Origin of the sequence: Actinoplanes lutulentus (assembly GCF_003259845.1) — a bacterium.
In the GTDB taxonomy this organism is placed as follows: Bacteria; Actinomycetota; Actinomycetes; order Mycobacteriales; family Micromonosporaceae; genus Actinoplanes; species Actinoplanes lutulentus.
This window is the reverse complement of sequence record NZ_QLMJ01000021.1, coordinates 1-22,359: the sequence shown is the minus strand read 5'-3', so window position 1 is coordinate 22,359 and position 22,359 is coordinate 1. Positions and strand designations below refer to the sequence as shown.

Annotated in this window: 22 protein-coding genes and 1 pseudogene; 12 read left to right on the top strand and 11 right to left on the bottom strand. The window is 68.9% G+C overall.

Translation table 11 applies throughout. The features are described from left to right. The first annotated feature begins 23 nt into the window (after positions 1-23). Positions 24-644 carry a TetR/AcrR family transcriptional regulator gene (locus tag B0I29_RS35670; protein WP_111653558.1) on the top strand — a complete coding sequence of 207 codons (621 nt, stop codon included), beginning with the start codon at positions 24-26 and terminating at the stop codon, positions 642-644. On the opposite strand, the gene B0I29_RS35665 is transcribed toward B0I29_RS35670, so the two are convergent. Further along, positions 641-1,633 (bottom strand): LLM class flavin-dependent oxidoreductase, encoded by a 993-nt coding sequence (locus tag B0I29_RS35665; protein WP_111653557.1) that lies wholly within the window; start codon positions 1,631-1,633, stop codon positions 641-643. The two genes, B0I29_RS35670 and B0I29_RS35665, sit on opposite strands and share 4 nt — an antisense overlap. A 110-nt stretch (positions 1,634-1,743) precedes the next feature. On the opposite strand from B0I29_RS35665, the gene B0I29_RS35660 reads away from it, so the two are divergent. Then, positions 1,744-2,622 carry a L,D-transpeptidase gene (locus tag B0I29_RS35660; RefSeq protein WP_245973029.1) on the top strand — a complete coding sequence of 293 codons (879 nt, stop codon included), beginning with the start codon at positions 1,744-1,746 and terminating at the stop codon, positions 2,620-2,622. Between the two features lie 32 nt (positions 2,623-2,654). Here B0I29_RS35660 and B0I29_RS35655 read toward each other — a convergent pair. Then, positions 2,655-2,882: pseudogene (locus B0I29_RS35655) on the bottom strand (helix-turn-helix domain-containing protein); the annotation flags it as partial. A gap of 167 nt (positions 2,883-3,049) precedes the next feature. Here B0I29_RS35655 and rho point away from each other — a divergent pair. Next, complete coding sequence (gene rho, locus B0I29_RS35650; protein ID WP_245973024.1) at positions 3,050-3,955, top strand: transcription termination factor Rho; 906 nt, start codon at positions 3,050-3,052, stop codon at positions 3,953-3,955. Positions 3,956-4,061: 106 nt separating this feature from the next. After that, positions 4,062-5,558: a PP2C family protein-serine/threonine phosphatase gene (locus B0I29_RS35645; RefSeq protein ID WP_111653556.1), complete on the top strand. Its 1,497-nt coding sequence runs from the start codon at positions 4,062-4,064 to the stop codon at positions 5,556-5,558. 869 nt (positions 5,559-6,427) lie between these two features. On the opposite strand, the gene B0I29_RS35635 is transcribed toward B0I29_RS35645, so the two are convergent. From B0I29_RS35635 to glnII, 4 genes are all read right to left on the bottom strand, one after another. Then, positions 6,428-6,829: an ATP-binding protein gene (locus B0I29_RS35635; protein WP_245973022.1), complete on the bottom strand. Its 402-nt coding sequence runs from the start codon at positions 6,827-6,829 to the stop codon at positions 6,428-6,430. Next, positions 6,822-7,151, bottom strand: a complete 330-nt coding sequence (locus B0I29_RS35630; protein WP_111653721.1) for an STAS domain-containing protein — start codon at positions 7,149-7,151, stop codon at positions 6,822-6,824. The genes B0I29_RS35635 and B0I29_RS35630 overlap by 8 nt, the downstream gene beginning before the upstream one ends. A gap of 88 nt (positions 7,152-7,239) precedes the next feature. Continuing rightward, entirely contained in the window at positions 7,240-8,022 is a 783-nt protein-coding gene (locus tag B0I29_RS35625) for an N-formylglutamate amidohydrolase (RefSeq protein ID WP_111653554.1), read from the bottom strand. Between the two features lie 54 nt (positions 8,023-8,076). After that, complete coding sequence (glnII, locus tag B0I29_RS35620; RefSeq protein ID WP_111653553.1) at positions 8,077-9,078, bottom strand: glutamine synthetase; 1,002 nt, start codon at positions 9,076-9,078, stop codon at positions 8,077-8,079. Positions 9,079-9,261: 183 nt separating this feature from the next. Between glnII and B0I29_RS35615 the strand changes: the two genes are divergently transcribed. After that, the gene (locus B0I29_RS35615; RefSeq protein WP_181558145.1) at positions 9,262-9,786 is read left to right on the top strand and encodes a MarR family winged helix-turn-helix transcriptional regulator; all 525 of its coding nucleotides are present in this window, start codon (positions 9,262-9,264) and stop codon (positions 9,784-9,786) included. On the opposite strand, the gene B0I29_RS35610 is transcribed toward B0I29_RS35615, so the two are convergent. Next, positions 9,707-10,558, bottom strand: coding sequence for a LysR family transcriptional regulator (locus B0I29_RS35610; RefSeq protein ID WP_111653551.1), 852 nt, complete (start codon positions 10,556-10,558; stop codon positions 9,707-9,709). The two genes, B0I29_RS35615 and B0I29_RS35610, sit on opposite strands and share 80 nt — an antisense overlap. 71 nt (positions 10,559-10,629) lie before the next feature. On the opposite strand from B0I29_RS35610, the gene B0I29_RS35605 reads away from it, so the two are divergent. The 3 genes from B0I29_RS35605 to B0I29_RS35595 are packed head-to-tail and all read left to right on the top strand — an operon-like array spanning position 10,630 to position 13,942. After that, on the top strand, positions 10,630-11,307 hold the full coding sequence (locus B0I29_RS35605; RefSeq protein ID WP_111653550.1) for a type 1 glutamine amidotransferase domain-containing protein: 678 nt from the start codon (positions 10,630-10,632) through the stop codon (positions 11,305-11,307). 41 nt (positions 11,308-11,348) lie between these two features. Then, positions 11,349-12,251, top strand: a complete 903-nt coding sequence (locus B0I29_RS35600; protein ID WP_111653549.1) for a universal stress protein — start codon at positions 11,349-11,351, stop codon at positions 12,249-12,251. Between the two features lie 44 nt (positions 12,252-12,295). Beyond that, positions 12,296-13,942, top strand: a complete 1,647-nt coding sequence (locus tag B0I29_RS35595; RefSeq protein WP_111653720.1) for a methyl-accepting chemotaxis protein — start codon at positions 12,296-12,298, stop codon at positions 13,940-13,942. Between the two features lie 135 nt (positions 13,943-14,077). Here B0I29_RS35595 and B0I29_RS35590 read toward each other — a convergent pair whose 3' ends face one another. Then, positions 14,078-14,998 carry a siderophore-interacting protein gene (locus tag B0I29_RS35590; RefSeq protein WP_111653719.1) on the bottom strand — a complete coding sequence of 307 codons (921 nt, stop codon included), beginning with the start codon at positions 14,996-14,998 and terminating at the stop codon, positions 14,078-14,080. Positions 14,999-15,155: 157 nt separating this feature from the next. Here B0I29_RS35590 and B0I29_RS35585 point away from each other — a divergent pair, with 157 nt between their 5' ends. Beyond that, on the top strand, positions 15,156-15,614 hold the full coding sequence (locus B0I29_RS35585; RefSeq protein WP_111653548.1) for a response regulator transcription factor: 459 nt from the start codon (positions 15,156-15,158) through the stop codon (positions 15,612-15,614). A 145-nt stretch (positions 15,615-15,759) separates the two neighbouring features. On the opposite strand, the gene B0I29_RS35580 is transcribed toward B0I29_RS35585, so the two are convergent. Beyond that, entirely contained in the window at positions 15,760-17,163 is a 1,404-nt protein-coding gene (locus tag B0I29_RS35580) for an NHL repeat-containing protein (RefSeq protein WP_111653547.1), read from the bottom strand. A gap of 148 nt (positions 17,164-17,311) precedes the next feature. Here B0I29_RS35580 and B0I29_RS45395 point away from each other — a divergent pair, with 148 nt between their 5' ends. Next, complete coding sequence (locus B0I29_RS45395) at positions 17,312-17,623, top strand: protealysin inhibitor emfourin (RefSeq protein WP_146617002.1); 312 nt, start codon at positions 17,312-17,314, stop codon at positions 17,621-17,623. Here the strand turns inward: B0I29_RS45395 and B0I29_RS35570 are convergent. Continuing rightward, a complete protein-coding gene (locus B0I29_RS35570; RefSeq protein WP_111653545.1) occupies positions 17,613-19,976 on the bottom strand; it encodes an ATP-binding cassette domain-containing protein in 2,364 nt (787 codons plus the stop codon). The two genes, B0I29_RS45395 and B0I29_RS35570, sit on opposite strands and share 11 nt — an antisense overlap. A gap of 198 nt (positions 19,977-20,174) precedes the next feature. On the opposite strand from B0I29_RS35570, the gene B0I29_RS35565 reads away from it, so the two are divergent. Next, on the top strand, positions 20,175-20,735 hold the full coding sequence (locus tag B0I29_RS35565) for a hypothetical protein (protein ID WP_146617001.1): 561 nt from the start codon (positions 20,175-20,177) through the stop codon (positions 20,733-20,735). Between the two features lie 136 nt (positions 20,736-20,871). Continuing rightward, positions 20,872-21,108 carry a hypothetical protein gene (locus B0I29_RS35560; protein ID WP_111653543.1) on the top strand — a complete coding sequence of 79 codons (237 nt, stop codon included), beginning with the start codon at positions 20,872-20,874 and terminating at the stop codon, positions 21,106-21,108. Positions 21,109-21,223: 115 nt separating this feature from the next. On the opposite strand, the gene B0I29_RS35555 is transcribed toward B0I29_RS35560, so the two are convergent. Next, positions 21,224-21,661 carry a CBS domain-containing protein gene (locus tag B0I29_RS35555; RefSeq protein ID WP_111653542.1) on the bottom strand — a complete coding sequence of 146 codons (438 nt, stop codon included), beginning with the start codon at positions 21,659-21,661 and terminating at the stop codon, positions 21,224-21,226. Between the last annotated feature and the right edge of the window lie 698 nt (positions 21,662-22,359).

Here is a 22,359-nt window from a genome sequence, read left to right as displayed (position 1 = left end):
GATAAAACAACGGAAGGAGCCACATGGCGCGGCCGACCACCCCGTTGCTGAGCCAGGCCGGCATCCGCGCGGCGGCGCTCGAGATCATCGACCGGGACGGCCTCGACGGGCTCAGCATGCGCAAACTCGCCACCGCGCTCGGTGTCAGCGCGCCGGCGCTCTACTTCCACTATCCGACCAAGGAGCAACTGCTCGACGACGTTGCCAGCGAAATCATGGAGAAGGTCGACGTCAGCGCCTTCACCCAGGGCTGGCGCGAGGGCCTGCTCGGCTGGGCGCGGTCCTATCGCGCGGCACTCGCCGGGCATCCGAACATCGTGCCGTTCCTGGCGCGCGGCCCCGGCCAGCGCGACGCCTCACTGCGCCGCGCCGACGCGATCCACGGCGGCCTGGTCGCCGCCGGCTGGCCGCCCCGGGAGGCCACGATGATCGGCGCCTCCACGAAATACCTGGTGGTGGGTGCCGCGATGGGCTCGTTCTCCCGGGGTTTCGTCGACGACGTGCAGGTGTACCTGGACCGTTACCCCGCGCTCGGCGACGCGCACCGGCTGCGCGAGCACGCCGACGCCGTCGACCGGGACAGCTTCGAGTTCGCCCTCACCATGTTCGTCGACGGCCTCGCCGCGCGATTGTCCCGTCTCTAAACGGCGGGCTTCCAGCCGAGCGCCGGACCCAGTGACTGGGCCATATCGGTCAGGATCTGCACGTAATCCTCGTGCTCGAATGTGAACGGCAGCGCGAACGCCACCTCGTCGATCTCCTGGAAGGCGGCATGCGCCGCCAACCGCTCCGCCAGCTCCGCGGATGATCCGACCAGGTCGGGCGCGAACATCATCCGGGCCGGCCCCTGCGGTGCCCGGGTCCGCGGCAAGCGTTTCTCCGCGTACGCCGCGTATTTCGCCTTCTGCGAGGCCGTCGCGCTGTCGGTCGGAATCACGACCAGCCCCTGCGAGACCCGGCCCGCCGGATGCGCGGCCCGGAACGCCCGCACGTGCGACAGCTGGATCTGCTCGAAGTCCTCCGACTCCTCGGCTTTCACCACGCTGCTGGTCAGGAAGTTCATCCCGTGCTCACCGGCCCACTGCGCCGACCGCAGGCTGCCGCCGCCGTACCACAGGCGGGACGCGAGCCCGGGCGAGTGCGGCTGAACCCGCTGAGAGAACTGCTCGAACCCGACCGAGCCCTCAAAATCGGTCACCGCCTCGCCGCGGACGGCGGCCAGGAAGCGCTCGACCCGGGTGTAACTGAAGTCCTCCACCGAGCCGGAGTCCGGGTAGAGCGCGTCCTTCACCTGCTCGTACTGCATCGGCGGGCCCACGCTGATCCCCGGATTGAGCCGCCCACCGGACAGGATGTCGACGGTGGCCAGGTCCTCGGCGAGGCGCAGCGGATTTTCCCAGCCGAGCGGCGTGACCGCGGTGCCCAGCTCGATCCGGCTGGTCCGCTGGGTCGCGGCGGCGAGCACGGCGACCGGTGACGAGATGCCGAACTGCAGATGGCGATGCCGCAGCCAGGCACTGTCGAATCCGAGGCGCTCCCCCAGCTCGATGATCTCCAGCGTGGACTCGTGGCCCCGGCCCGGGTCCGCCTCGTCGAACAGCCCGATCGTGAGAAATCCCAGCTTGCGCAGCATGATTCTCACCCTATCGCCGGCAATCCCCGCCCGTCAGATAGGAGTTACGAAGACCACTGATGCGGAATGTTCCTCACATCGGCCGGAACAGCTCCCGCTACCCTGGGCGGATGCCCAGCGCCCCGCACACTGTCCAGCCGCGGAGCCGGACCCGCGCGTACCTGTTGATCCTGACGGTTGTCGCGCTGCTCCTGGCCCTCGGCGCGGCGGTCGCGGTCGCCCGGGGCAACGAAACGACCGGCACCTGGGTGAGCCCGTCGGCGGCGCCCGCTTCGGCGCTGCCCGAGCCGGAAGAAGAGCCGCTGGAGGCGTCCGAACCGCCGAAGGACCTCCACGTGATCACCTACGCGGAAGGCCCCGAGGGCCTGCCCGAGGACCCCGGCGCCACCAGCCTCGACGTGCCGACCGAAGCACTGCGGCCGACCAAGAAGATGGCGCTCTACGACGAGCCCGGCGGCAAACCCCGCGCGTACCTCCCGCCGAAGATCAGCGGCCTGCCGACGGTCGCACCGATCGTGGCCCGCGACAACGGCTGGGTCGCGGTGCTCGCCCCGTCGTCGAACCGGCGGATCGGCTGGGTTCCCGAGGACGGCTGGACCCCCGAACCGCTGGGTGACCACATCGTCGTCGACCTCAGCGAACACCGCCTCACCTGGCTGCGCGAGGGCGAGGAGGAGCAGTCGTGGGAGGTCTCCGTCGGGTCGAAGGCCACGCCCACGCCGCTCGGCCGCACCTTCGTGATGGGGACGACCACCACGAACGGCGCGGTTTACGAAGGACTCGACGCGCTGGTGCTCGGCACCGTGCCGGAGAAGAAGGAGAACCTCGCGGCGTCGCTGCGGGGCGCGCACACCGCCATCCACGCGTGGTCCCGCACGAGCGCCTTCGGCCGCAGCGTGTCCAACGGCTGCGTCCGGATGCCGGCCGCCGCACAGCGAGCACTCCTCGGCAAGGTCGACCCCGGCACCCCGGTCCTGGTCGTCGCGTAAGAACGCACCCGGGCTCGCGGGCCCGGCGCACTGCGCTGCAGCTCCTTGCGCGCCTCGTCGAGCAGTTCCGGCAGCGGCAGCCCGAGCGCACGGCAGATCGCGGCCAGCACCTCGGACGACGCCTCCTTGGTGCCGCGTTCCACCTCGGAGAGGTAGGGCAGCGAAACGCCTGCGGCCTCGGCGACGTCACGCAGCGTGCGGCCCTGCGCCTGGCGCACTCTCCGCAACACGGATCCGATCACTCTGCGTAGCAGTGCCATGTTCGTCTCCTCCGTGACCACGCCGTGGAGTGCCATCATCGCCCATCGGTGCTACCGTTGCTCACAGCAGATCCCGGTGCGGGCGTTCCAGCCCCCGTTGATCAGCCTTTCTTTTCCTCGCGTTTCTGTCACACGCGAGCACCACCATCCTTTTTTCGAGGAACCCCATGACACAAACCGCCGTGCGCCCGCCAAGGGCGAAAACTACCAATTTCTACCAACTAACACCCATCCATCCCACCGAACGCCTCCGCCTGGAGACCGACAACCTCACCACCCGCGTGATCGACCTGGTCATGCCGATCGGCAAGGGTCAGCGCGCCCTCATCGTCGCCCCACCCAAAGCCGGCAAAACCACCGTCCTGCGCCACATCGCCGACGGCATCACCCGCAACCACCCCGAGTGCCACCTGATGGTCCTGCTGATCGGCGAACGACCGGAAGAGGTCACCGACATGCGCCGCACCATCCATGGCGAGGTGATCGCCGCGACCTTCGACCGCGCACCGAAAGAGCACACCGACATCGCCGAACAGGCCATCGAACGCGCCAAACGCCTCGTCGAACAGGGCCGCGACGTCGTCATGCTCATCGATTCCATCACCCGCCTGGGCAGGGCCTACAACCTCATCGCACCCGGCAAGGGGCGTACCCTCTCGGGCGGCCTGGACGCATCCGCCCTGCACCCGCCGAAACAACTGCTCGGCGCCGCCCGCAACATCGAGAACGGCGGCTCCCTCACGATCATCGCCACCGCCCTGACCGAAACCGGCTCCGCGATGGACGGCCTGATCTTCGAGGAGTTCAAGAGCACCGGCAATGCCGACCTCAAACTCGACCGCTCCCTCGCCGAGGCCCGCATCTACCCCGCGATCGACATCGCCGCCTCCGGCACGCGCCACGACGAGGCCCTCCTCCCACCCGCCGAACTCGCCGTGATTGCCCAGGTCCGCCGCGCCCTCACCGGCCAGGATCGCCGCGAAGGCATGCAACAGCTGCTGAAGCAGCTGCGCACAACCCCGACAAACGCCGCCTTTCTGCACCGCGTCAAGGCCACCATGGCGTACGCGTAACCGAGCCCCACCGGTCAGCGTCGGCGGCATCCACGCCGCCCGCCCGCAAAGGCATGGCGACACCCTTGTCCCCCTGGTTTCCCGCGCTCACCGCTAGGCTTCGCTGATGGCCGTCGAGGACGTGGTCCGCGAGCTGCTCGCCGTGATCCCGGTGGGCTGCACCTGGCTGCTGCCGGTCCACGACGACGACGAGCTCGTGGATTACCGCGTCGCCGCGACCAGCGCCCAGGTCTCCGACATCCAGAACCGCGGCACCCAGCGGATCAACGAACTGATCAGCGTCCTCTATCCGTCCATGGTGGGCGGACCGCTCTGGCATCTGTACGGCGACGTCCTGCGCACCGGCGAACCCGGCCGGCTCGACGAGTTCCGTTACGAGGAGCGCCAGCCCGGTGTCGTCGCCGAGTCCCGCTTCGAGATCAGCGTCCATCGCGTGCTGGGCGGCCTGCTGGTCTGGTGGGAACGGGTCGACGAACATCAGCGCCGTCTGGAGCGTACCGAACTGCTCGGCAGCCTCGGCTGGTCCGAGTTCGACCTGGCCACCGGCCGCACCGACTGGTCACCGGGGATGTACCGGATCTTCGAGCGCGACCCCCGTCTCGAGCCACTCACCCGCACCGCCCAGGCCGCCGCGCTGCTGCCCGAGGACCGCGGGCTGGCCGAGGCCGCGTGGCAGACCCTGGACACCGGCTCCACCTCGGACGTGACGGTCCGCTTCCAGGTCGGCGACGCGGTGAAGCACCTGCGCATCCTGTCCGACATCGCCCACGACGCCGCCGGGACCCCGGTGAAGATCTACGCGGTCGTGCAGGACGTCACGGCCCGGGTGGATACGCGTACCGAGATCGAGCAGCTCAGCGACAAGTTGCGGACCCGCGAACTGACGGCGCTGGCCGAGCACCGCCTGGCCGGCCAGCTGCAACGCATGATCCAGCCGGTGCCCGCCACCCCGTTCAAGCTGGACGGTATGGAGGCGATGGTCAGCTACCTGCCGGCCGAGAGCACGATCCAGGTCGGCGGCGACTGGTACCACGCGCAGACCCTCCCGGACGGCCTGGTCGTCCTGGCGATCGGCGACGTGGCCGGCCACGGCCTGGAAGCGGCCAACGGCATGGCCCACCTGCGCTTCGCCCTGATGGCCTGGCTCTCGATCGGCATCCGCGAACCGGGCACGCTGCTGCAGCACATGAACCGCCTCTGCACCCAGCTCGGCATCACCGGCACCGCCCTGATCTCGGTCTACGACCCTCGGACCCGCACCCTCCCCTGGGCCCGAGCCGGCCACATGGCCCCGCTGCTGGCCCGGGACGGCGAGAGCGCCGAACTGACCCGCCCACCGGGCCTGCTGCTCGGCGCCGAACCGGACGAGGACTTCCCGGTGGCAAGCGCCCGCCTGGAACCCGGCGACCTGATCCTCTTCTACACCGACGGCCTGGTCGAACGCCGATCCGCCGGCACCACCGCCCGCTCGGCAGAGGTCCGCGGCCACCTCTCAGCGGTGTCCGCGAAGCCGGGCCCCAACCCGCTGACCCGCATCCACACCCTGCTGCACACCCCCAGCCCCGACGACGACACCTGCACCCTGACCGTGCGCGTCATCTGACCCGAGTCCCACCCCCACCCACCCAGCCATCCGCGGAACCCGGCACTCCGCCAGCAGCCCCAGCGCAGACGTCGAGCGATTCCCAGACCCCCGCTGGAGAAAGTCACTCAAGATCGCACCGCACCGCCCAGCCGTCAGCGCCACCTCACGGCGTATCCGAGTGCGGCGTTACCTCACGGCATATCCGGGCGCGGCGTTACCTCGCGACGTGTCCGGGCGCGGCGCTACTCAGCGCCGAGAGGCGCGAGCCGTAGCTCAGACATGTCATAAGGCCGCGATGCCGTGTCTGAGCTACGGCTCGCGCCCCTCGGCCGTCGTTCAGACACCTTATGAGGGCCCGATTCCGCGTCTGAGCTACGGCTCGGCCCGCTCACCGGCTCAGCTTGCGCAGCGGCCCGGCTTGTCCAGCAGCTCGGCTTGCTCACCGGCTCGGCCCGGCTTTCGCCCGGCGGAGCCGAAGTCGACAGGCCGCAAACGCTCCCGCCGGTGCGTGTCGACTTTGGGCGCCCAGCAGACCCAAAGTCGACACGGTCAAGCGACAGGCGGCGTACGTGTCGACTTGGGGTGCGCATCGGACCTGAAGTCGACACGGTCAAGCGGCGGGCGGCGTGCGTGTCGAGTTTGGGGGCGTAGCGAACCCCTAATCGACACGGCCCTTCTGGTCCGCGCGGTGTTCGGCCGTGGTTTCCCCGGCGGGATGTGGTTCGGGGACCACGATCGCGGTGGGGACGGGCGCGGAGTCGGGGCCTGTGACCTTCGGTGTGCTCGCCGCCTCCACCGAGCCGCGTCGCGTCGCGCCGAGCTGCGTCGCGCCGAGCCGAGCCACGCCGAGCCGCGCCAAGCCGCGCTGAGCCGCGCCGCGTCGCGGGTCAGAGGTCGAGGCAGATCCGCACGAGGGTTCCCTCGGGGACGGCCGTTGTGTAGACCTCGTCGCAGACGCGCTCGACGATGGCGAGGCCTCGGCCTCGAACCGCTTCCGCGGCCGGCATCGCACGGCCGAAGGGGCGCTCGGCGCCACGGTCGACGACGTCGCAGACCAAGCGGCCGTTCTCCGCCCAGATCCGGATGTGCCCGCCGCCGGACGTGTGCTGCAGGGTGTTGGTGGTCAGCTCGCTGACCGCGAGGGTCAGCAGGTCTATCCGGTTCTCCGGCATGCCCAGTGCCAGCGCCCGCTCGGTCACGAAGACCCGGACGGCGCGCAGGTCGTCGGGCACCGAGTACGACATCCCGTCGCCGTCGCCGTCGGTCTCGGACATCGTGGCCTCAGACATGGCGGTGCTCGTCGGCGGGGGCGCGCAGCAGGGCGCCGACGCCGGTGAGGTCGAGGACGGCGGCGACCGGGCCGGCGGCGTTCACCACGTAGATCCGGCCTCCGGTGTGTTTCGCGGCGTGATGGGCGGTGATCAGGCTGTGCACGCCGCTGGAGTCCAGGAAGGTCAGCGGGGCCAGGTCGACGAAGACCGCCTTGGCCCGGGTGAGCGCGTCGAGCAGGATGGCGGTGAGGTGCTCACGGGCGGAGAGGTCGCACTCGCCGGTGAGTGTCACGATGATCCGGCCGGGTCCGGCGGACGTCCGTGCCTCGAAAATACCCATCGACTGCCGCACCTCCCCGACCCCGGTAACGTTGCCCGGCCCATCATGTCACCCGTCATGGCGGAAAGCGCCTACCGCCGTCAACCCTTCAGGGGACCGCGTCGACGAGCGTGGCGAGCGCCCGGGCGAGGGTGTCCAGCCCGGCTGTGCCGTCCGGTCCGGCGAGGATGGCGCCGCCGGGTTCGCGCATGTACTGGTCACGTCGGATCTCGATCATCAGTGCGGAGACGGCCGGGTCACGCCGCCAGTGGTCCAGCGGGACGTAACAGCCGGCGAAGGGGCTGTTCAGGCCGGTGCCGTCGAACGCCGAACGGGCCGCGTCGAGCAGCCAGCCCGGCGTGTGGAACTCGTCGGTGCCGAGGCAGACCGGCGGGCGGGGCCCGTCCCGGTGCAGTTCGTACGCCAGCGCCACCGTCGAGTACGAGTGCACGTCGAGAATCACCGCTCGGCCGGTTGAGGACAGGCGTCCTGCCACCAGGGTCGTCATTGCTGACGCGTACGGAATGAAGTGATCGTGGAGAAGTGTCGCGTCGCGTGACGGATCGTCGGTGCGCAAGCGCCGCCCGGAGTGACCGTGCGTGTAGACCGGGCCCATGCCGGAGGCGAGCATCTCCTCGGTGTCGCCGGGAAAGCGTTCCGGGTCGACGACGAGCCGGGACAGCCGGTTGATCAGCATCCAGGGCCGGCGGGCCGCGACCGAAAAAGCCCGGGCCGCGATCACGTCCGTCCACGCGTCGGTGAGGTGGTCGAGCTCCTCGGCGATCTCGCCGGGGCCGATCACCAGATCGGAGGAAACGATCTCCCGGGAGGCGTGCGGGACGTGCAGGATCACCGGGGAATCCGGATCGCCGGGCACGAGGTCGAAGGTCATCGCAGGAAGGTTATAACGTGCGGGAGCCGGAGCTCCCGCACGTTAAGCACCAGATCAGGCGAGAGCGGTGCAGATGGTGTCGATCAGCAGGCGGGTGACGACGTAGGGGTCGACGTTCGCGTTCGGGCGGCGGTCCTCGATGTAACCCTTGCCGTCCTTCTCGACCTGCCACGGGATGCGCACCGAGGCGCCACGGTCGGAGACGCCGTAGCTGTACTCGGTCCACGGGGCGGTCTCGTGCAGACCGGTGAGACGCTGGTCGATGCCGGCGCCGTAACCGTCGACGTGCTCCTGGCGCTTCTTGCCCAGCGACTCGGCGGCCGCGATGATCGCGTCGTAACCCTCGCGCATCGCCTTCGTGGAGAAGTTGGTGTGCGCGCCGGCGCCGTTCCAGTCGCCCTTGACCGGCTTCGGGTCGAGGGTCGCGGACACGCCGTAGTCCTCGGCGATGCGGTAAAGCAGCCAGCGGGCGATCCAGAGCTCGTCGGCGACCTGCGGAGCGGCGACCGCGCCGATCTGGAACTCCCACTGACCCGGCATGACCTCGGCGTTGATGCCGGAGAGGTTCAGGCCGGCCTCGAGGCAGGCGTCCATGTGCGCCTCGACGATCTCACGGCCGAAGACCTCGTCGGAGCCGACGCCGCAGTAGTAGCCACCCTGCGGGGCGGGGTAGCCGCCGCCGACCGGGAAGCCGAGCGGACGGCCGTCCTTGAAGAAGGTGTACTCCTGCTCGATGCCGAAGATCGCCTCCTGGTCGGCGAACTTCTCGGCGACCGCGCGGAGCGGGGCGCGGGTGTTGGTCGGGTGCGGGGTGCCGTCGATCAGCTCGACCTCGCACAGGACCAGGATGTGGCTACCGCCACGGATCGGGTCCGGACAGGTGAAGACCGGCTGGAGCACACAGTCCGACTTGTCGCCGGGCGCCTGGTTCGTGCTGGAGCCGTCGAAGCCCCAGATGCCGGGCTTTTCGCCGTCAGCCAGGATCTTGGTCTTGGAGCGCAGCTTGGCGGTGGGCTGGGTTCCGTCGACCCAGATGTATTCGGCCTTGACAGCCATTCTCAGTCTCCCAAAAAGTAAAAAATCCGGAACATCGACTGGAATGCATCGATGCCGGACAACCCTGACGCGGCGCGGGAATGCTATCCAGCGAAGATCAAATCCACGTTTCCGATCCCGCACCTCGGACACGTGATCCCGGTAACCTTTCAGGCCCCGAATGTTTCGGCCGATGAAGCTTTCGTGACGCAGTCTTTGGGCCGTTCACCCGGCGGGCTCGAACTCGGCTACCTCACGCTCCACGCCGGCCGCCTGGTCCAGAACGCGGTCGAGGAGGCCGCCGTCGACGCCGGGATGCCGGCGATGGATCTGCTCGCGCTCTACATGCTCGGCCAGCACGAGGGCCTCACCGGCGGCGCGCTCGCCCGGCTCCTGCACGTGCAGCAGTCCTCGATCACCCCGCTCGCCGACCGCCTGGAGACGGGCGGCCTGATCGAGCGCTCCCGCGACGAGAACGACCGCCGCAAGGTGTGGCTCTGCCCGACCGACCAGGGCAGAGCGCTCGTGCACAGCAAGATCGAGGTGGCCCGCGGCGCGATCCGGGACGCGTTCGCCCCACTCGACCAGGAATCCCGGAACACCCTGGCCACGCTGCTCGGCGAGGTGGTCGAGCCGTGGCTGGCCGAGGTCACCAGGACCGGGCAGCCGCCAGCAGCGCCGTCCGGGTCGCCGCCACGTGCGGCGCGTGCAGCACCGCCACCCGGGTAGCCAGGTACAGCGTGTTGATCGGCGGATCGTCGGTCGGGTGCAGCTCGACCAGGGTCCCGGCCCGCAGATCCCCGGCGATCAGATAACGCGGCAACACCGTCACCCCGATTCCGGCGAGCGCGGCGGCTCGCAGCGCGCGCAGATCGGGTACGACCAGCGCCGCCCGTCTCGGCGGCGGTGCACCGAGCACGTGCCGCCACCAGCGCCGGATGATCGGCATGTCCTCGGCATAGGACAGCAGCGGCTGCTCCTTTCCTGTCCCCGGCGCTCCGACCAGGGTGAACTCCTCGTCGTAGAGCGGTTCGGCGTACACACCCGCCCGGCGGAGCCGGACCGCGCTGACCACCACGTCGAGCCGGCCCTCGGCGAGGTCGGCAAGCAGGCCGTCGGCGAGCCCGAGCCGCACCCGGACGCTGATCCCGGCAGCGATCGTGGTCTTCAGGGCCGGCAGCACCCGGGCGGTCATCAGCTCGGCCGGGCCGCCCAGATGAAGGGTGTGATCGGGAGTGCTGCCCAGCGATCCGGCGACACCGGCGAGGGCGTCGAGCGGCCCGTCGAGACGGCGGGCCAGATCGTCGGCGGCCGGCGTCGGGGTGACACCGCGGGCGCCCCGGACGAACAGGGCCTGGCCGAGCTGCGTCTCCAGGGTACGCAGCTGGGCCGTGACGGTCGGCTGGGAGAGCCCGAGCACCTCAGCGGCGTGGGTCAGCGTGCCGGCGCGGTGGACGGCGAGGAAGGAATGCAGCAGATCGAGCGAGACACGTCCGGACACATCAGGAATCCTATGGCTCGGTGAGGGAAACCTCTTGGTTGCCGATGGCTGAGGTGGGCAAGTATTGAAATATGAGAGCAACTCGCAAGATCCTTATCGCCCTGACCAGCCACGGTGACCTGGCCGGACTGCGCCCGACCGGCTACTACCTGGCCGAGGCCGCGCACCCGTGGCACGTGTTCACCGAGGCGGGTTACACGGTCGACTTCGTCAGCGTCGCGGGCGGCGAGCCGCCGATCGACGGCGCCGACCTGACCGACCCGATCCAGAAGGCGTTCACCGAGGACACCACCGTCCAGGCCCAGCTCGCGGTGACGCCGACGTTCGCCGAGGTCGACCAGGCCGATTACGACGCCATCCTCTTCGCCGGCGGCCACGGCGCCGTCTTCGACTTCCCGGACGACCCCGACCTCGCCACCGTCGCCCGTGACCTCTACGAGCGCGGCGGCGTCGTCTCCGCGGTCTGCCACGGCCCGGCCGCCCTCGTCGGCATCACACTGTCGGACGGCTCGCCGATCGTGGCCGGTAAGAACATCGCCGCGTTCACCGACTCCGAGGAGGCCGCCGTCGGTCTGACCGATGTGGTGCCTTTCCTGCTGCAGAGCACCCTGGAGAAGCAGGGTGGCAAGCACACCGGCGCCGCTGACTGGCAACCGCACGTGGTCACCGACGGCAATCTGGTGACCGGCCAGAACCCCGCGTCGTCGACCGGTGTCGCTGAAGCAGTTGTTAAGGTCCTGCGCCACTGAGCCTTTCGGTCTTGCCGCGCGGGCGTCCAGACACGACGATCGTGGGTAGCAACGCCGAGGAGGTGGGCACGGTGCCCGACCAGCGGATCGTGGTGGGTTACGACGGCTCTCCGGACGCCCGTAAGGCAGCCCGGTGGGCACTCGACGAGGCGCAGCGCACGGACGCGCCTGTCGAGCTGCTTTACGCGTACGAATGGCCCACCTATGTCCCGGCGGCGGCGATGATGCCCGCCGCCGCGGTCTACCCGGACGCCGAGACCGACGACGCGGTCGGCGACATGCTGGGCCGGGCCATCGCCGCCGCGGCCGAGACCCATCCCTGTGTCCGGGTGCGCGCCCGTGTCGAGCACGGCACCGCCGCGGTGGCGCTCACCCAGCGCGGCGCCGAGGCGGCGCTGCTCGTGGTCGGCGGCCCGCGGCACTCCGCGGTGCGCGCGCTGCTCGGCTCGACGGCCGCCTCGGTCAGCACCCACGCCCGCTGCCCGGTGGTGGTGGTCCGCGGCGAGCCCCGGGCCACCGACCCGGTGCTGGCCGGCATCGACGACTCCCCCACCGCGGCGACCGTGCTCGGTTTCGCGTTCGAGCAGGCCGCGGTGCGGGGTGTGGCGCTGCGCGCGGTGCACGGCTGGCCGATGCCGGACGGCGGCCGCGACCTGCTCTGCGAGCGCAACCTGGCAGCGGTCGCCGCCGAGCGCCGCCGCCTCGACGAGATCGTCGCCTGCTGGCGGCGGCGTTTCCCGTCGGTCCCGGTCACCACCGAGGTCCTGGTCGGCCCGCCCGGCGAGGTCCTGGCCCAGGCCGCCGCCGGCGCCCAGCTGGTGGTGGCCGGCGCGAGGGTACGCCGAGCGCTCCGGATGGCCCTGCGCCCGTCGATCGGCCGGCACCTGTTGCACCGCGCGAGGTGCAGCATCGCCCTAGTTCAGGGCAATACATCAGGAGGTTGAGCAATTCGCCGAAATGCGACGGAACCGCCTCTATGGTGGACGTCATGCAGGCGGAGATCACTACTTCGGGTCGCGGGTTGCTGGATCGGCTGCTCGGCGACCGCAGTCTGCTGATCAAGAGCACGGTGGCCGCGATGTGCGTCGCGGTCGTCGCGCTGGGCGTGACCGTGGTGGCCCTGACCCGCCTCGCCGAGCTTCGCGACGACCTGCAGGCCATGAAGAGCCAGCACGTCGACAGCATGGAACAGATCGCCGACATGCGCGGCGGCCTGACCGAGTACTTCCGCAGCGCCCTGAAGTACAACGCCGGCAAGGCCGGTAACGAGGCGCTGATGCAGGCCGGCCTGGACGGCGCCGAGGAAGCCTCCGCCAAGATCGACGACGCGGTCGCGACGTACGAGGCGATCGCCACGAAGTCCGGCGCCACCGACCGCCTCGAAAAGCTCCAGGCGTTCTCCGAGGCGGTGCTCTACCACCGCGGGCTGAGCACCGTGGTCATCTTCGGTCAGGCGCCGCCCTCCGGGTTCGAGATGCCGGCCGCCGCCGACATTCTCGCGGCCTTCAACACCTCGGACACCACCATCACCACGACGATGGACGACCTGCAGACGACCGAGGAGTCCGACGCCGACGCGATGGCCGCCGACGGCACCGCCTCGTACCAGCGCGCCCGCACGATCGTGATCGCCGGGCTGGTGATCGGGTTCGTCATCGCGGCGTTCGTCGGGTTCGGCGTGATGCAGCTGATCAAACGGCAGCTCGCCACCGTCTCCCGGGCGCTCAGCGCGGTCGCCGACGGCGATCTCACCATCCCCGCCGAGGTCCGCTCCCGCGACGAGCTGGGCCAGATGGCCGAGGCCACCAACCGGGCCCGGGACGGCCTGATCGTCAGCGTGCGCAAGCTCAACCACGGCGCCGAGGTGCTCGGCGACGTGACCCAGCGGCTCGGCATGATCACCACCCGCCTGGACGCCGAGTCCCGGGAAGCCTCCGAGCAAGCCAACCTGGTTGCCGGCACGGCCGGCGAGGTCTCCGCGAGCGTGCAGTCGGTGGCCGCCGGCAGCGACCAGATGGGCGCGTCGATCCGGGAGATCTCGCAGAACGCGAACAGCGCCGCGCAGGTCGCCTCCAGCGCGGTCGGCGTCGCGCAGACCACCAACGACACCGTCGCCAAGCTGGGCACGTCGTCCGAGGAGATCGGCAACGTGGTCAAGGCGATCACCGCGATCGCCGAGCAGACCAACCTGCTCGCCCTGAACGCGACGATCGAGGCCGCCCGCGCCGGCGAGGCCGGCAAGGGGTTCGCGGTGGTCGCCAGCGAGGTCAAGGATCTCGCTCAGGAGACCGCGCGGGCCACCGAGGACATTGCCCGCCGCGTCGAGGCGATCCAGGCCGACACGTCGAGTGCGGTCGTCGCGATCCAGGAGATCTCGCGGATCATCTCCGAGATCAACGACTACCAGGTGACGATCGCGTCGGCCGTCGAGGAACAGACCGCCACGACGAACGAGATGAGCCGCAGCATCGGCGAAGCGGCCAACGGCAGCTCCAACATCGCCGGCAGCATCAACGCGGTCGCCAGCGCGGCGCACGCCACGACCTCGGCGCTGGGCGAGGCGGAGGTGTCGGTCAGCGAGCTGACCACGGTCGCCGGCGAGCTGCGCGAGGTGGTGGCGGGCTTCCGGATCTAAGAGCTTCTTGGGTACGCCGGAACGGCCTGGTGTGGTCGTCCGTGCGTACCCTCGTGATCCGCGCCAAGAGCGAGCCGCGCCGAGCGTGAGCTCGGGCCCGAGGGTGACCTCAGTCCCGAGGGTGAGCTCGGGTTTTCAGCATTCGGCCTTGCCGAGGCGCCAGTAGCCCATGAAGGCGACCGCTCGCCGGTCGACGCCGCAGCCGGTCACCAGGTGGCGGCGCAGCGTCTTGATCACCGCGGACTCGCCGGCCAGCCAGGCGTAGAAGCCGTCGATCGTGGTCGCCGAGCCGTCCGGAACCTCCCAGAGCATGTCGGTGTCGACGTCGATGTCCTCGAGGTCGGCCTTCACCGCGCTGGTGCAGTCGCCGAGCAGGCGTTCCGCGGCGGCTTCGATCGCGGGGACCAGGTAGGTGCCGTGCGCGGCGCCGTCGCGGGACAGCCAGGTGACCCGGAAACCTTCCGGGGCGGCGATCTCCAGCCGGTCGGCGTGCTCCGGGACCTCGAGTACGGCCTCGCCGGTCGCGTTCGCGGGCAGCCGCTCGATGATCGAGGCGATCGCCGGGACCGCGGTCTCGTCACCGCCGAGCAGGATGTGCCGGGTGTTCGCCGGCGGGTGGAAGTCGATGCCGCCGGACGGGCCGCCGAACTCCGCGTTCGGGCCCATGAGGCGGGCCTGGGTACCGGGACCGGCGCTGACCGCCCACCGCGACGCCGGGCCGCTCACCCCGTGCAACACCATGTCGACGTCGACCTCGCGCAGGTGCTGACGCACGGCGCGGACCGTGTACGTGCGGATCGGGTTGCGCCGCTCGTCGGGGAGCAGCCGCCACTGGGTGTACCAGTCCAGGCCCTGCGGCAGGTACGCGAAGCCGGAGTCGTCGAGCGGCGGGATCAGTTTGATCCGCTGGTCGAACCCGTTGTCGGCGAACCGGTCGAGGTCGTCGCCGGTGAACGTCACCCGCACGAAGTTCGGGCTGAGCCGGTTGATCCGGACGACCTCGACTTCGAAGAAGCGGAACGGAGGCGCCTCCGTAGGCACGGCGGTCTGGGTCACGGTCGCCTCCCCAGGCATCACGGTTTAGGTAACCCTAACCTAACCGTTGCTCCGGACCCTGTCACCACCACCCCTGCTCCCCTACTGCAACACACACTTTTCTGCAGGTCGAGAACGTAAGACCGATCAAAGGTGTCCCAGCGTTGAAGGAGTTGAGATGCCTCAGTCCCCCACCACCACGATCACGTTCAGCGACGCGAACGCGAACGGCCTCTGGCGGGTTGAGGACTGGGCGGCCGCCCTCGAGCCGCCGACCGTCCTGGTCGTCGAGGACGACGAGGAGATCCGCTCGCTGATCGAGCAGGAGTTGCAGATGGCGGGCTATCGCACGCTGGTCACCGACAACGGGATCACCGCGATGTCGCTGGCGGTCAACGAGCAGCCGAGCCTGATCGTTCTCGACGTGACGACGCGGAAGCTGAACGGCCTCGGGTTCTGCTACGAGCTGCACTCGTCGCCGGAGACCGCGCAGATCCCGGTCATCATCTCGGGGAACGGTGAGCCGTCGGACATGGAGCTCGGTCGTGTGGTCGGCGCCGAGGGTTATCTGGTGAAGCCGTTCAGCACGGCCGAGCTGATGGCCCGGGTGACGCAGCTGATCCCGGTCATGTTCTGAGGTTCCGCGCGTCGTGTCGCGACGTGTCGTGCCGTGTCGCGCCTCGTCGTGTCGCACCGCGAGGCGTTGAGATCGGGTTGAGTTGAGGAGTGCTCAATATTGACGCCGTCAATATTGAGCACTCAACACACCGGGACGCCTTGACTCAACTTGACGGCGTGATGGTCAACAGGCCGGTGACCGTTCCCTGGTAATAGCTACGGTTGATCGCCGTGCCGGCGGTCTGCAACGGGTTGACCAGACCGAACCCGAGCAGCGTCTTGTCACTGACCGCCCCGGTGCCCGAGTCGATTGCCGCGAAGTAGAACGGGTCGGCGTCACCCAGGATCCCGTCCTGGATCGCCGTGTAGACCTTGCCGTCGGTCACCGACAGCCGGGGCAGCGCGGCGCTGCGCGTGTTGATCTGCCACGTCACGGCACAACCGGTTCCCGCCGCGTTCACGTCGATGCGGGCCACGCCGCCGTCGAAGCTCGCGTCCGACGGCACACTCTCACCGGCATCGTCCGGCAGAGCCGGGTAGTCGTACCCGTACGTATTGGTGATGAAGACACTGCGGCCCACAGCGACCGGCGCGTTCTCCGTACCGCTCGCGGCACGGTTCGTGAAGAGCGGCTGCACACACACCGGCGCCCCCGTCCCATCGGTACGCAGCACCACAAGGTTCAGGTGGGGGTTCGCGTTGTCCGTGATGGCCACATACTCATAACCGGTCGACGGCCCGAAGAACACCGGCGTCGCCCCACTGCCCCAGGACAGCTGCCCCGGCTTGCGAGCAGCCCCACGGTCGTACGCATAACGCCAGCGCAGCGTGACATCCGCGGTGTTGAAGACGTAGACAGCCCGGTCACTGGTGACCGCGAACCGCCCCGGCACCGTGGAGATGCTGTTGGCGATCTTCTCCCCGGCCGGCAGTTGATAGGTCACCGCCGCACCGGTGGACGTGTCGACCGCGCCGACCTTGCCGGCCGCCGTGACGAACCACACCCGCCCGTCGTACGCCGGGATCACCCCGACGACGGCGTCACTCGCGTCGATCACACCACTGAGCGGAGTCTTCTCGACGACGGTCAGCGTGCCACCGGTGTGCGCGATCCGCAGCAGGTCCCGGTTCCCGTCGACGATCACCACCCGATCCAGGTTGTCGACGTACGCGTAGACCCCGCCCAGCAGCGTCCCCTTGGCGATCGACAGCTTGGCCAGTGAGCTGCCGTTCGTCTTGTCGAGCAGATGCAGGGCCGGCGCCTGTCCGATGTATTCGGTGCAGAGGCCGAGCAGCTGGCCGTCGGCGCCGTGCAGCAGCGTCGGGCAGGCCGACAGCAGCGTCGACCGGGTCACCTTGACCGAGCTTCCGGCCGGCCCACGACCGGTGAACGTCTTCGCCGACGCGCTGTCGCCGTGTGTGGAGGCACCGCCGGCCGGTGCGGTGTAGGGGTTCTGCGGAGCGGCGGGGCCGGATGCCACGGCGGCCGCGAACGCCGGCGCGGGCACCACGCCGAACGCCAGGGTGAGCGCGACAGCCGCGCCGGCCGACCGGATCAAGAGATTCATGGTCGTGAGATTAAGCGGATTGTCTCAACCTGTCTATATGACCTATGGAACTTGTAGGGAATCCGGAAGTGTTCAAGAACTGACAGCGCTGGAGTCAGGTAGGTGCCAATGTTCCAGGTATCCGATGGTTGCCGCCTGAGGAGGAACAGTGACCGAACCCGTCCGCGCCGAACTACGACGATCGGGTGGTTATGCCGGCCGATCCCTGCACGTCGTCATGGACTCCCCGACCCTGCCCGAGCCCGATGCCCGCCGACTCACTCAACTCGTCCGCGGTCTCGATCTGACCCGCCTCGGCGCGAAGATCGTGGCACCCTGCGATGCCGACCTGGTCCGATACGACCTCGCCCTCCAATGTGGCGGGCGACATTGGCGTGGCACGGTCGCAGAACCGACCGTGCCACCCGAGTTACGTCCTCTGCTGCGGTTCCTGACCCAGGCCGCGTTGATCAGGCGCTGACGTAAGTCGCCAGGTGCTGACCGGTCAGCGTCGACCGGTCAGCCACCAGGTCGGCCGGCGTCCCCTCGAAAACGATCCGGCCACCGTCATGGCCCGCGCCCGGACCCAGATCGATGATCCAGTCCGCGTGCGCCATCACCGCCTGGTGGTGCTCGATGACGATCACCGACTTGCCGGAGTCGACGAGCCGGTCCAGCAGCGCGAGCAGCTGTTCCACATCGGCCAGGTGCAGGCCGGTGGTCGGCTCGTCAAGCACGTAGACGCCACCCTTGTCGCCCATGTGCGTGGCCAGTTTCAGCCGCTGCCGCTCGCCGCCGGAGAGCGTGGTGAGCGGCTGACCCAGGCTCAGATAGCCGAGGCCGACGTCGACGAGCCGCTTCAGGATCGCGTGCGCGGCCGGGATGCGCGCCTCGCCCTCGCCGAAGAACTGTTCAGCATCGGTCACCGACAGACCCAGGACCTCACTGATGTCCTTGCCGCCGAACTTGTACTCCAGCACCGCCGCCTGGAACCGCTTGCCCTCGCACTCCTCGCACGGCGTCGCCACACCGGCCATCATCGCCAGGTCGGTGTAGATCACGCCGTTGCCGTTGCACGTCGGGCACGCGCCCTCCGAATTCGCGCTGAACAGCGCGGGCTTAACCCCATTGACCTTTGCGAACGCTTTGCGGATCGGTTCCAGCATGCTTGTGTACGTGGCCGGATTGCTGCGTCGTGAACCGCGGATCGGCACCTGATCGACCGACACGACGCCGGACTCCGCGGGGATCGAACCGTGGATCAAGGAGCTCTTGCCGGACCCGGCCACTCCGGTGACCACGCATAGCACACCGAGCGGAACGTCGACGTCCACGTCCTGGAGGTTGTGCCGGCCGGCGCCACGGATCTGCAGCTGGCCCGTGGCGGCGCGGACCTTCTCCTTGAGCCGGGCGCGGTCGTCGAGATGACGACCGGTCAGCGTGTCACTCTTGCGCAGCTCTTCGACCGTACCCTCGAAGCAGATGGAGCCGCCGGCGGTGCCGGCGCCGGGACCGAGATCGATCACCCGGTCGGCGATCGCGATCGCCTCCGGCTTGTGCTCGACCACGAGGACCGTGTTGCCCTTGTCGCGCAGCCGCAGCAGCAGCTCGTTCATCCGCTGGATGTCGTGCGGGTGCAGCCCGATCGTCGGCTCGTCGAAGACATAGGTGACATCGGTGAGCGCCGAGCCGAGATGCCGGATCATTTTCGTACGCTGGGCCTCGCCGCCGGAGAGCGTGCCCGAGGGCCGGTCCAGGGAGAGGTATCCGAGCCCGATCTCGACGAACGAGTCCAGCGTGTGCTGGAGCTTGCCGAGCAGCGGCGCCACGCTGGACTCCTTGAGCTCTTTCACCCAGGCGGCCAGGTCACTGATCTGCATCTGGCAGGCGTCCGCGATGCTGATCCCGTTGACCTTGGACGATCGGGCCGCCTCGCTCAGCCGGGTGCCGCCGCACTCGGGGCAGGCGGTGAACGTGATCGCCCGTTCCACGAAGGCCCGGATGTGCGGCTGCATCGCGTCCACGTCCTTCGACAGGAAGGACTTCTGGATCTGCAGGATCAGACCGAGATAGGTCAGGTTGATCCCGTCGACCTTGATCTTCGTGGCCTCCTTGTAGAGGAGGTCGTTCAGTTCCTTCTTGGTGAACTCGCGGATCGGCTTGTCCGGGTCGAAGAAGCCACAGCCCCGGAAGATGCGGCCGGACCAGCCGTCCATGCTGTAACCGGGAATGGTCAGCGCGCCGCCGTTCAGCGACTTGCTGTCGTCGTAGAGCGCGGTGAGGTCGAAGTCGGTCACCGAGCCGCGGCCCTCGCAGCGCGGGCACATGCCGCCCACGATGCTGAAGCTGCGCCGTTCCTTGGTGGTGACCCCACCCTTTTCCAGGGTGACCGCGCCGGCGCCGGAGATCGACGCCACGTTGAACGAGAACGCCTGCGGCGACCCGATGTGCGGCTGCCCGAGCCGGCTGAACAGGATGCGCAGCATCGCGTTCGCGTCGGTGGCCGTGCCGACCGTCGACCGGGGGTCGGAGCCCATCCGCTCCTGGTCCACGATGATCGCGGTGGTCAGCCCGTCGAGCACGTCCACGTCCGGCCGGGCAAGGGTGGGCATGAACCCCTGCACGAACGCGCTGTACGTCTCGTTGATCATCCGCTGCGACTCGGCGGCGATGGTGCCGAACACCAGGGAGCTCTTGCCCGAACCGGAGACACCGGTGAAAACGGTCAGACGCCGTTTCAGGATCTCGACGGTCACGTCCTTGAGGTTGTTCACCCGCGCGCCCTGCACCCGGATCAGATCGTGGCTGTCCGCGACGTGCGTTTCCGTGCTCATCGTGTCCCCTCTGTCGGCAGCGCCGTCAACGGTAGTCAACGCTGGTTGTGCTCGCTTCTCGATTCCTGCTCTGCTCATGCTGGAACACTCGTTCTGTTCTTGCTGGAACACTTGCTCTGCTCCTGCTGGAACACTCAAGTGATGCGGTGTGAGGCCGATCGGACCGGCCCGACGGTTCCCGACCCCTCAGGCAGGCCGATGAGCATCAACAGTTATCCGGTCCGTTCCGGCGCGTTCGCCGCCGGCTATCTCCTCATCGCCTGGGCCGTGGCAGGGCCGCTGTCGCTGAGTCCGATCATGCTGCCGGCGGTGGCGGTCGCCGCCCTCTGGCTGGTGGCCCAGAACAAGTACGGCCGGCACCGCCTCGACGTCATCATGCTCGCCACGGCGGCCGCGGTCGCGGCCACGCTGAACGGCGCGGGTCTACTGCTGGCACTCACGTACGCGGTGGTCGCGACCATCCCCGGTGTGCTGTTCGTAATGATGCTGAACCGGATGCTGCCCGGGTACTGGCTCGGCCACGGTGACCGATTCCGGCAGCGTAACGCGGTGTTCGCCCGGCTCGCTGCCTCGGCCGGGGCGGCAGCGTTCTCGGGCGTGGTGCTCCAGACGGTCGTCGACCCGGAGGCACTGACGTTCGGTGGATCCGTGTTCGTCACGATTCGCGACACCGCGCTGATCATGCTGGTGGTGTGGGCGGTCCGGCAGTACCGGCTGAGCAAGGAGCCCCAGCGAGGCGGCCTGTCGGTCGTGCGCTGAGTCGGGTCTCCGACACGCCCACGCTCACTGTCCGATTAGCGTCGGTTCCAGAGCGTGAATGAACCGCTACGTGAGGTTGAAGTACGGAGGACGAGGGGCATAAGCCGGGATAACCCCGATTTCTGAGAGGTGAGCGATGACCACCACGACTGACCAGCTCAACACCCTGCCGGCGACCCACTCCCGTACGCGCCAGGCGGTGTCGGCCGCGAGCACGAAAGCGACCTCCACCGCCCGCAGCAATCCGAAGTCGACAACCGCGGCCCTCCTGGCCCTGGCCGGCGCGGCAGTCGCCGCTGTCGTCCTGGGCCGCCGCCGAACCGCCGCCAAGGCGGCACCACGGAGCAAACTCGCGGCCCTGCTGAACCGCTGAGCCGACTGTTCGACCGACCGCCGCTGCCCGGATTGCCCGGGCAGCGGCGGTTCGGCTTTCTGGTTCTCGTCGCTTACCTGGCCGGCCCCGTCTTACCTGGCCGGCGCGATCTGCGTCAGGTGCGCTCTCCGGTGATGTAGTCGGCGAGCGTGCTCCGCTCGGACTCCAACTCGTCGATCCGGTTCTTCACCACGTCCCCGATGCTGACAACCCCCCGCAGCAGCCCGTCGGCGACCACCGGCACATGCCGGAATCGATGCTCGGTCATCAACCGCTCGACATCCTCCAGCTGCGCGTCCGGAACCACCGTCCGCACCTGCGTCGTTTGAATCGCGCTCACCTGCTCCGTCAGCACCGCCGCACCCCGCGCGGCAAGAGCCCGCACGATGTCCCGCTCACTGACGATGCCCTCAACCGCCGAACCTTCCCGCGACACCACCACCGCACCGATCCGATGGTGTGCGAGAACCTCAACCAGCCGCGCCACCGTAGTCTCCGGCGGCACAGTGACCACCTGATCACCCTTGACTCGAAGAATGTCGCTGATCCGCATCGTCGTCCCTCCCTGCACTGGGTCGGCACCGTACCCACCTCTATGCCGAACCCCCACCTCCCTGTCAAGAACCCCAAATTTCAGAACCCCAATTCCGTACGCCCCAACAAGCCCAAATCCCCAGGCCCAGCCCCCAGCCCACCCAAAGCAGCCGCCCTCCACAAGCCAGCCAAACGTGAACCCACCAACCAGCCAGGAAGAAGCAGCACCCCCGGAGCAGGCCCCACACCAACCACCCCACGCGCCGCAGCGTGGCCGCAACGGCTCGCGAGCGAGACGGCAAAATGACCGAGCCGCAACGGCGAGAGGACCGACAAGGGTAAGAACGCCAGCAAAGGCTGAGTGGCGAGACGCAGCGTGCAGGAGTCGCATCGCGCTGAACTAGCGCAGGCAGCGACGTGGCCGGCGCGGACCGGCCAAAGGTTGAGGAGTTTCCTCGACCACCAGGCGTGAGAGAAAGTCGGCCAGGTGAGCAAGGTTGTGGGGCGGGGATGGGTCACGCAGGGATCAAGCCTGACCGCCCTGCGTGGCCCATCCCCGCCCCACAACCGTCCCAGCCGGCAGCAAAAAACGGCCTGGAAATGCAGAAAGCCCACCCGGATACCCGGGTGGGCTTTCATACAAGTTGAGTCCGGCGGCGTCCTACTCTCCCACACCCTCCCGAGTGCAGTACCATCGGCGCTGGAGGGCTTAGCTAC

Coding starts and splice junctions, on each gene's coding strand:
- B0I29_RS35635 (WP_245973022.1), bottom strand. CDS start 6,829: ATGTCTGAGGCCACGATGTCCGAGACCGACGGCGACGGCGACGGGATG.
- B0I29_RS35605 (WP_111653550.1), top strand. CDS start 10,630: ATGAGAGCAACTCGCAAGATCCTTATCGCCCTGACCAGCCACGGTGAC.
- B0I29_RS35565 (WP_146617001.1), top strand. CDS start 20,175: ATGAGCATCAACAGTTATCCGGTCCGTTCCGGCGCGTTCGCCGCCGGC.
- rho (WP_245973024.1), top strand. CDS start 3,050: ATGACACAAACCGCCGTGCGCCCGCCAAGGGCGAAAACTACCAATTTC.
- B0I29_RS35560 (WP_111653543.1), top strand. CDS start 20,872: ATGACCACCACGACTGACCAGCTCAACACCCTGCCGGCGACCCACTCC.
- B0I29_RS35660 (WP_245973029.1), top strand. CDS start 1,744: ATGCCCAGCGCCCCGCACACTGTCCAGCCGCGGAGCCGGACCCGCGCG.
- B0I29_RS35630 (WP_111653721.1), bottom strand. CDS start 7,151: ATGGGTATTTTCGAGGCACGGACGTCCGCCGGACCCGGCCGGATCATC.
- B0I29_RS35585 (WP_111653548.1), top strand. CDS start 15,156: ATGCCTCAGTCCCCCACCACCACGATCACGTTCAGCGACGCGAACGCG.
- B0I29_RS35645 (WP_111653556.1), top strand. CDS start 4,062: ATGGCCGTCGAGGACGTGGTCCGCGAGCTGCTCGCCGTGATCCCGGTG.
- B0I29_RS35595 (WP_111653720.1), top strand. CDS start 12,296: ATGCAGGCGGAGATCACTACTTCGGGTCGCGGGTTGCTGGATCGGCTG.
- B0I29_RS35625 (WP_111653554.1), bottom strand. CDS start 8,022: ATGACCTTCGACCTCGTGCCCGGCGATCCGGATTCCCCGGTGATCCTG.
- B0I29_RS35665 (WP_111653557.1), bottom strand. CDS start 1,633: ATGCTGCGCAAGCTGGGATTTCTCACGATCGGGCTGTTCGACGAGGCG.
- B0I29_RS35570 (WP_111653545.1), bottom strand. CDS start 19,976: ATGAGCACGGAAACGCACGTCGCGGACAGCCACGATCTGATCCGGGTG.
- B0I29_RS35580 (WP_111653547.1), bottom strand. CDS start 17,163: ATGAATCTCTTGATCCGGTCGGCCGGCGCGGCTGTCGCGCTCACCCTG.
- B0I29_RS35670 (WP_111653558.1), top strand. CDS start 24: ATGGCGCGGCCGACCACCCCGTTGCTGAGCCAGGCCGGCATCCGCGCG.
- B0I29_RS35555 (WP_111653542.1), bottom strand. CDS start 21,661: ATGCGGATCAGCGACATTCTTCGAGTCAAGGGTGATCAGGTGGTCACT.
- glnII (WP_111653553.1), bottom strand. CDS start 9,078: ATGGCTGTCAAGGCCGAATACATCTGGGTCGACGGAACCCAGCCCACC.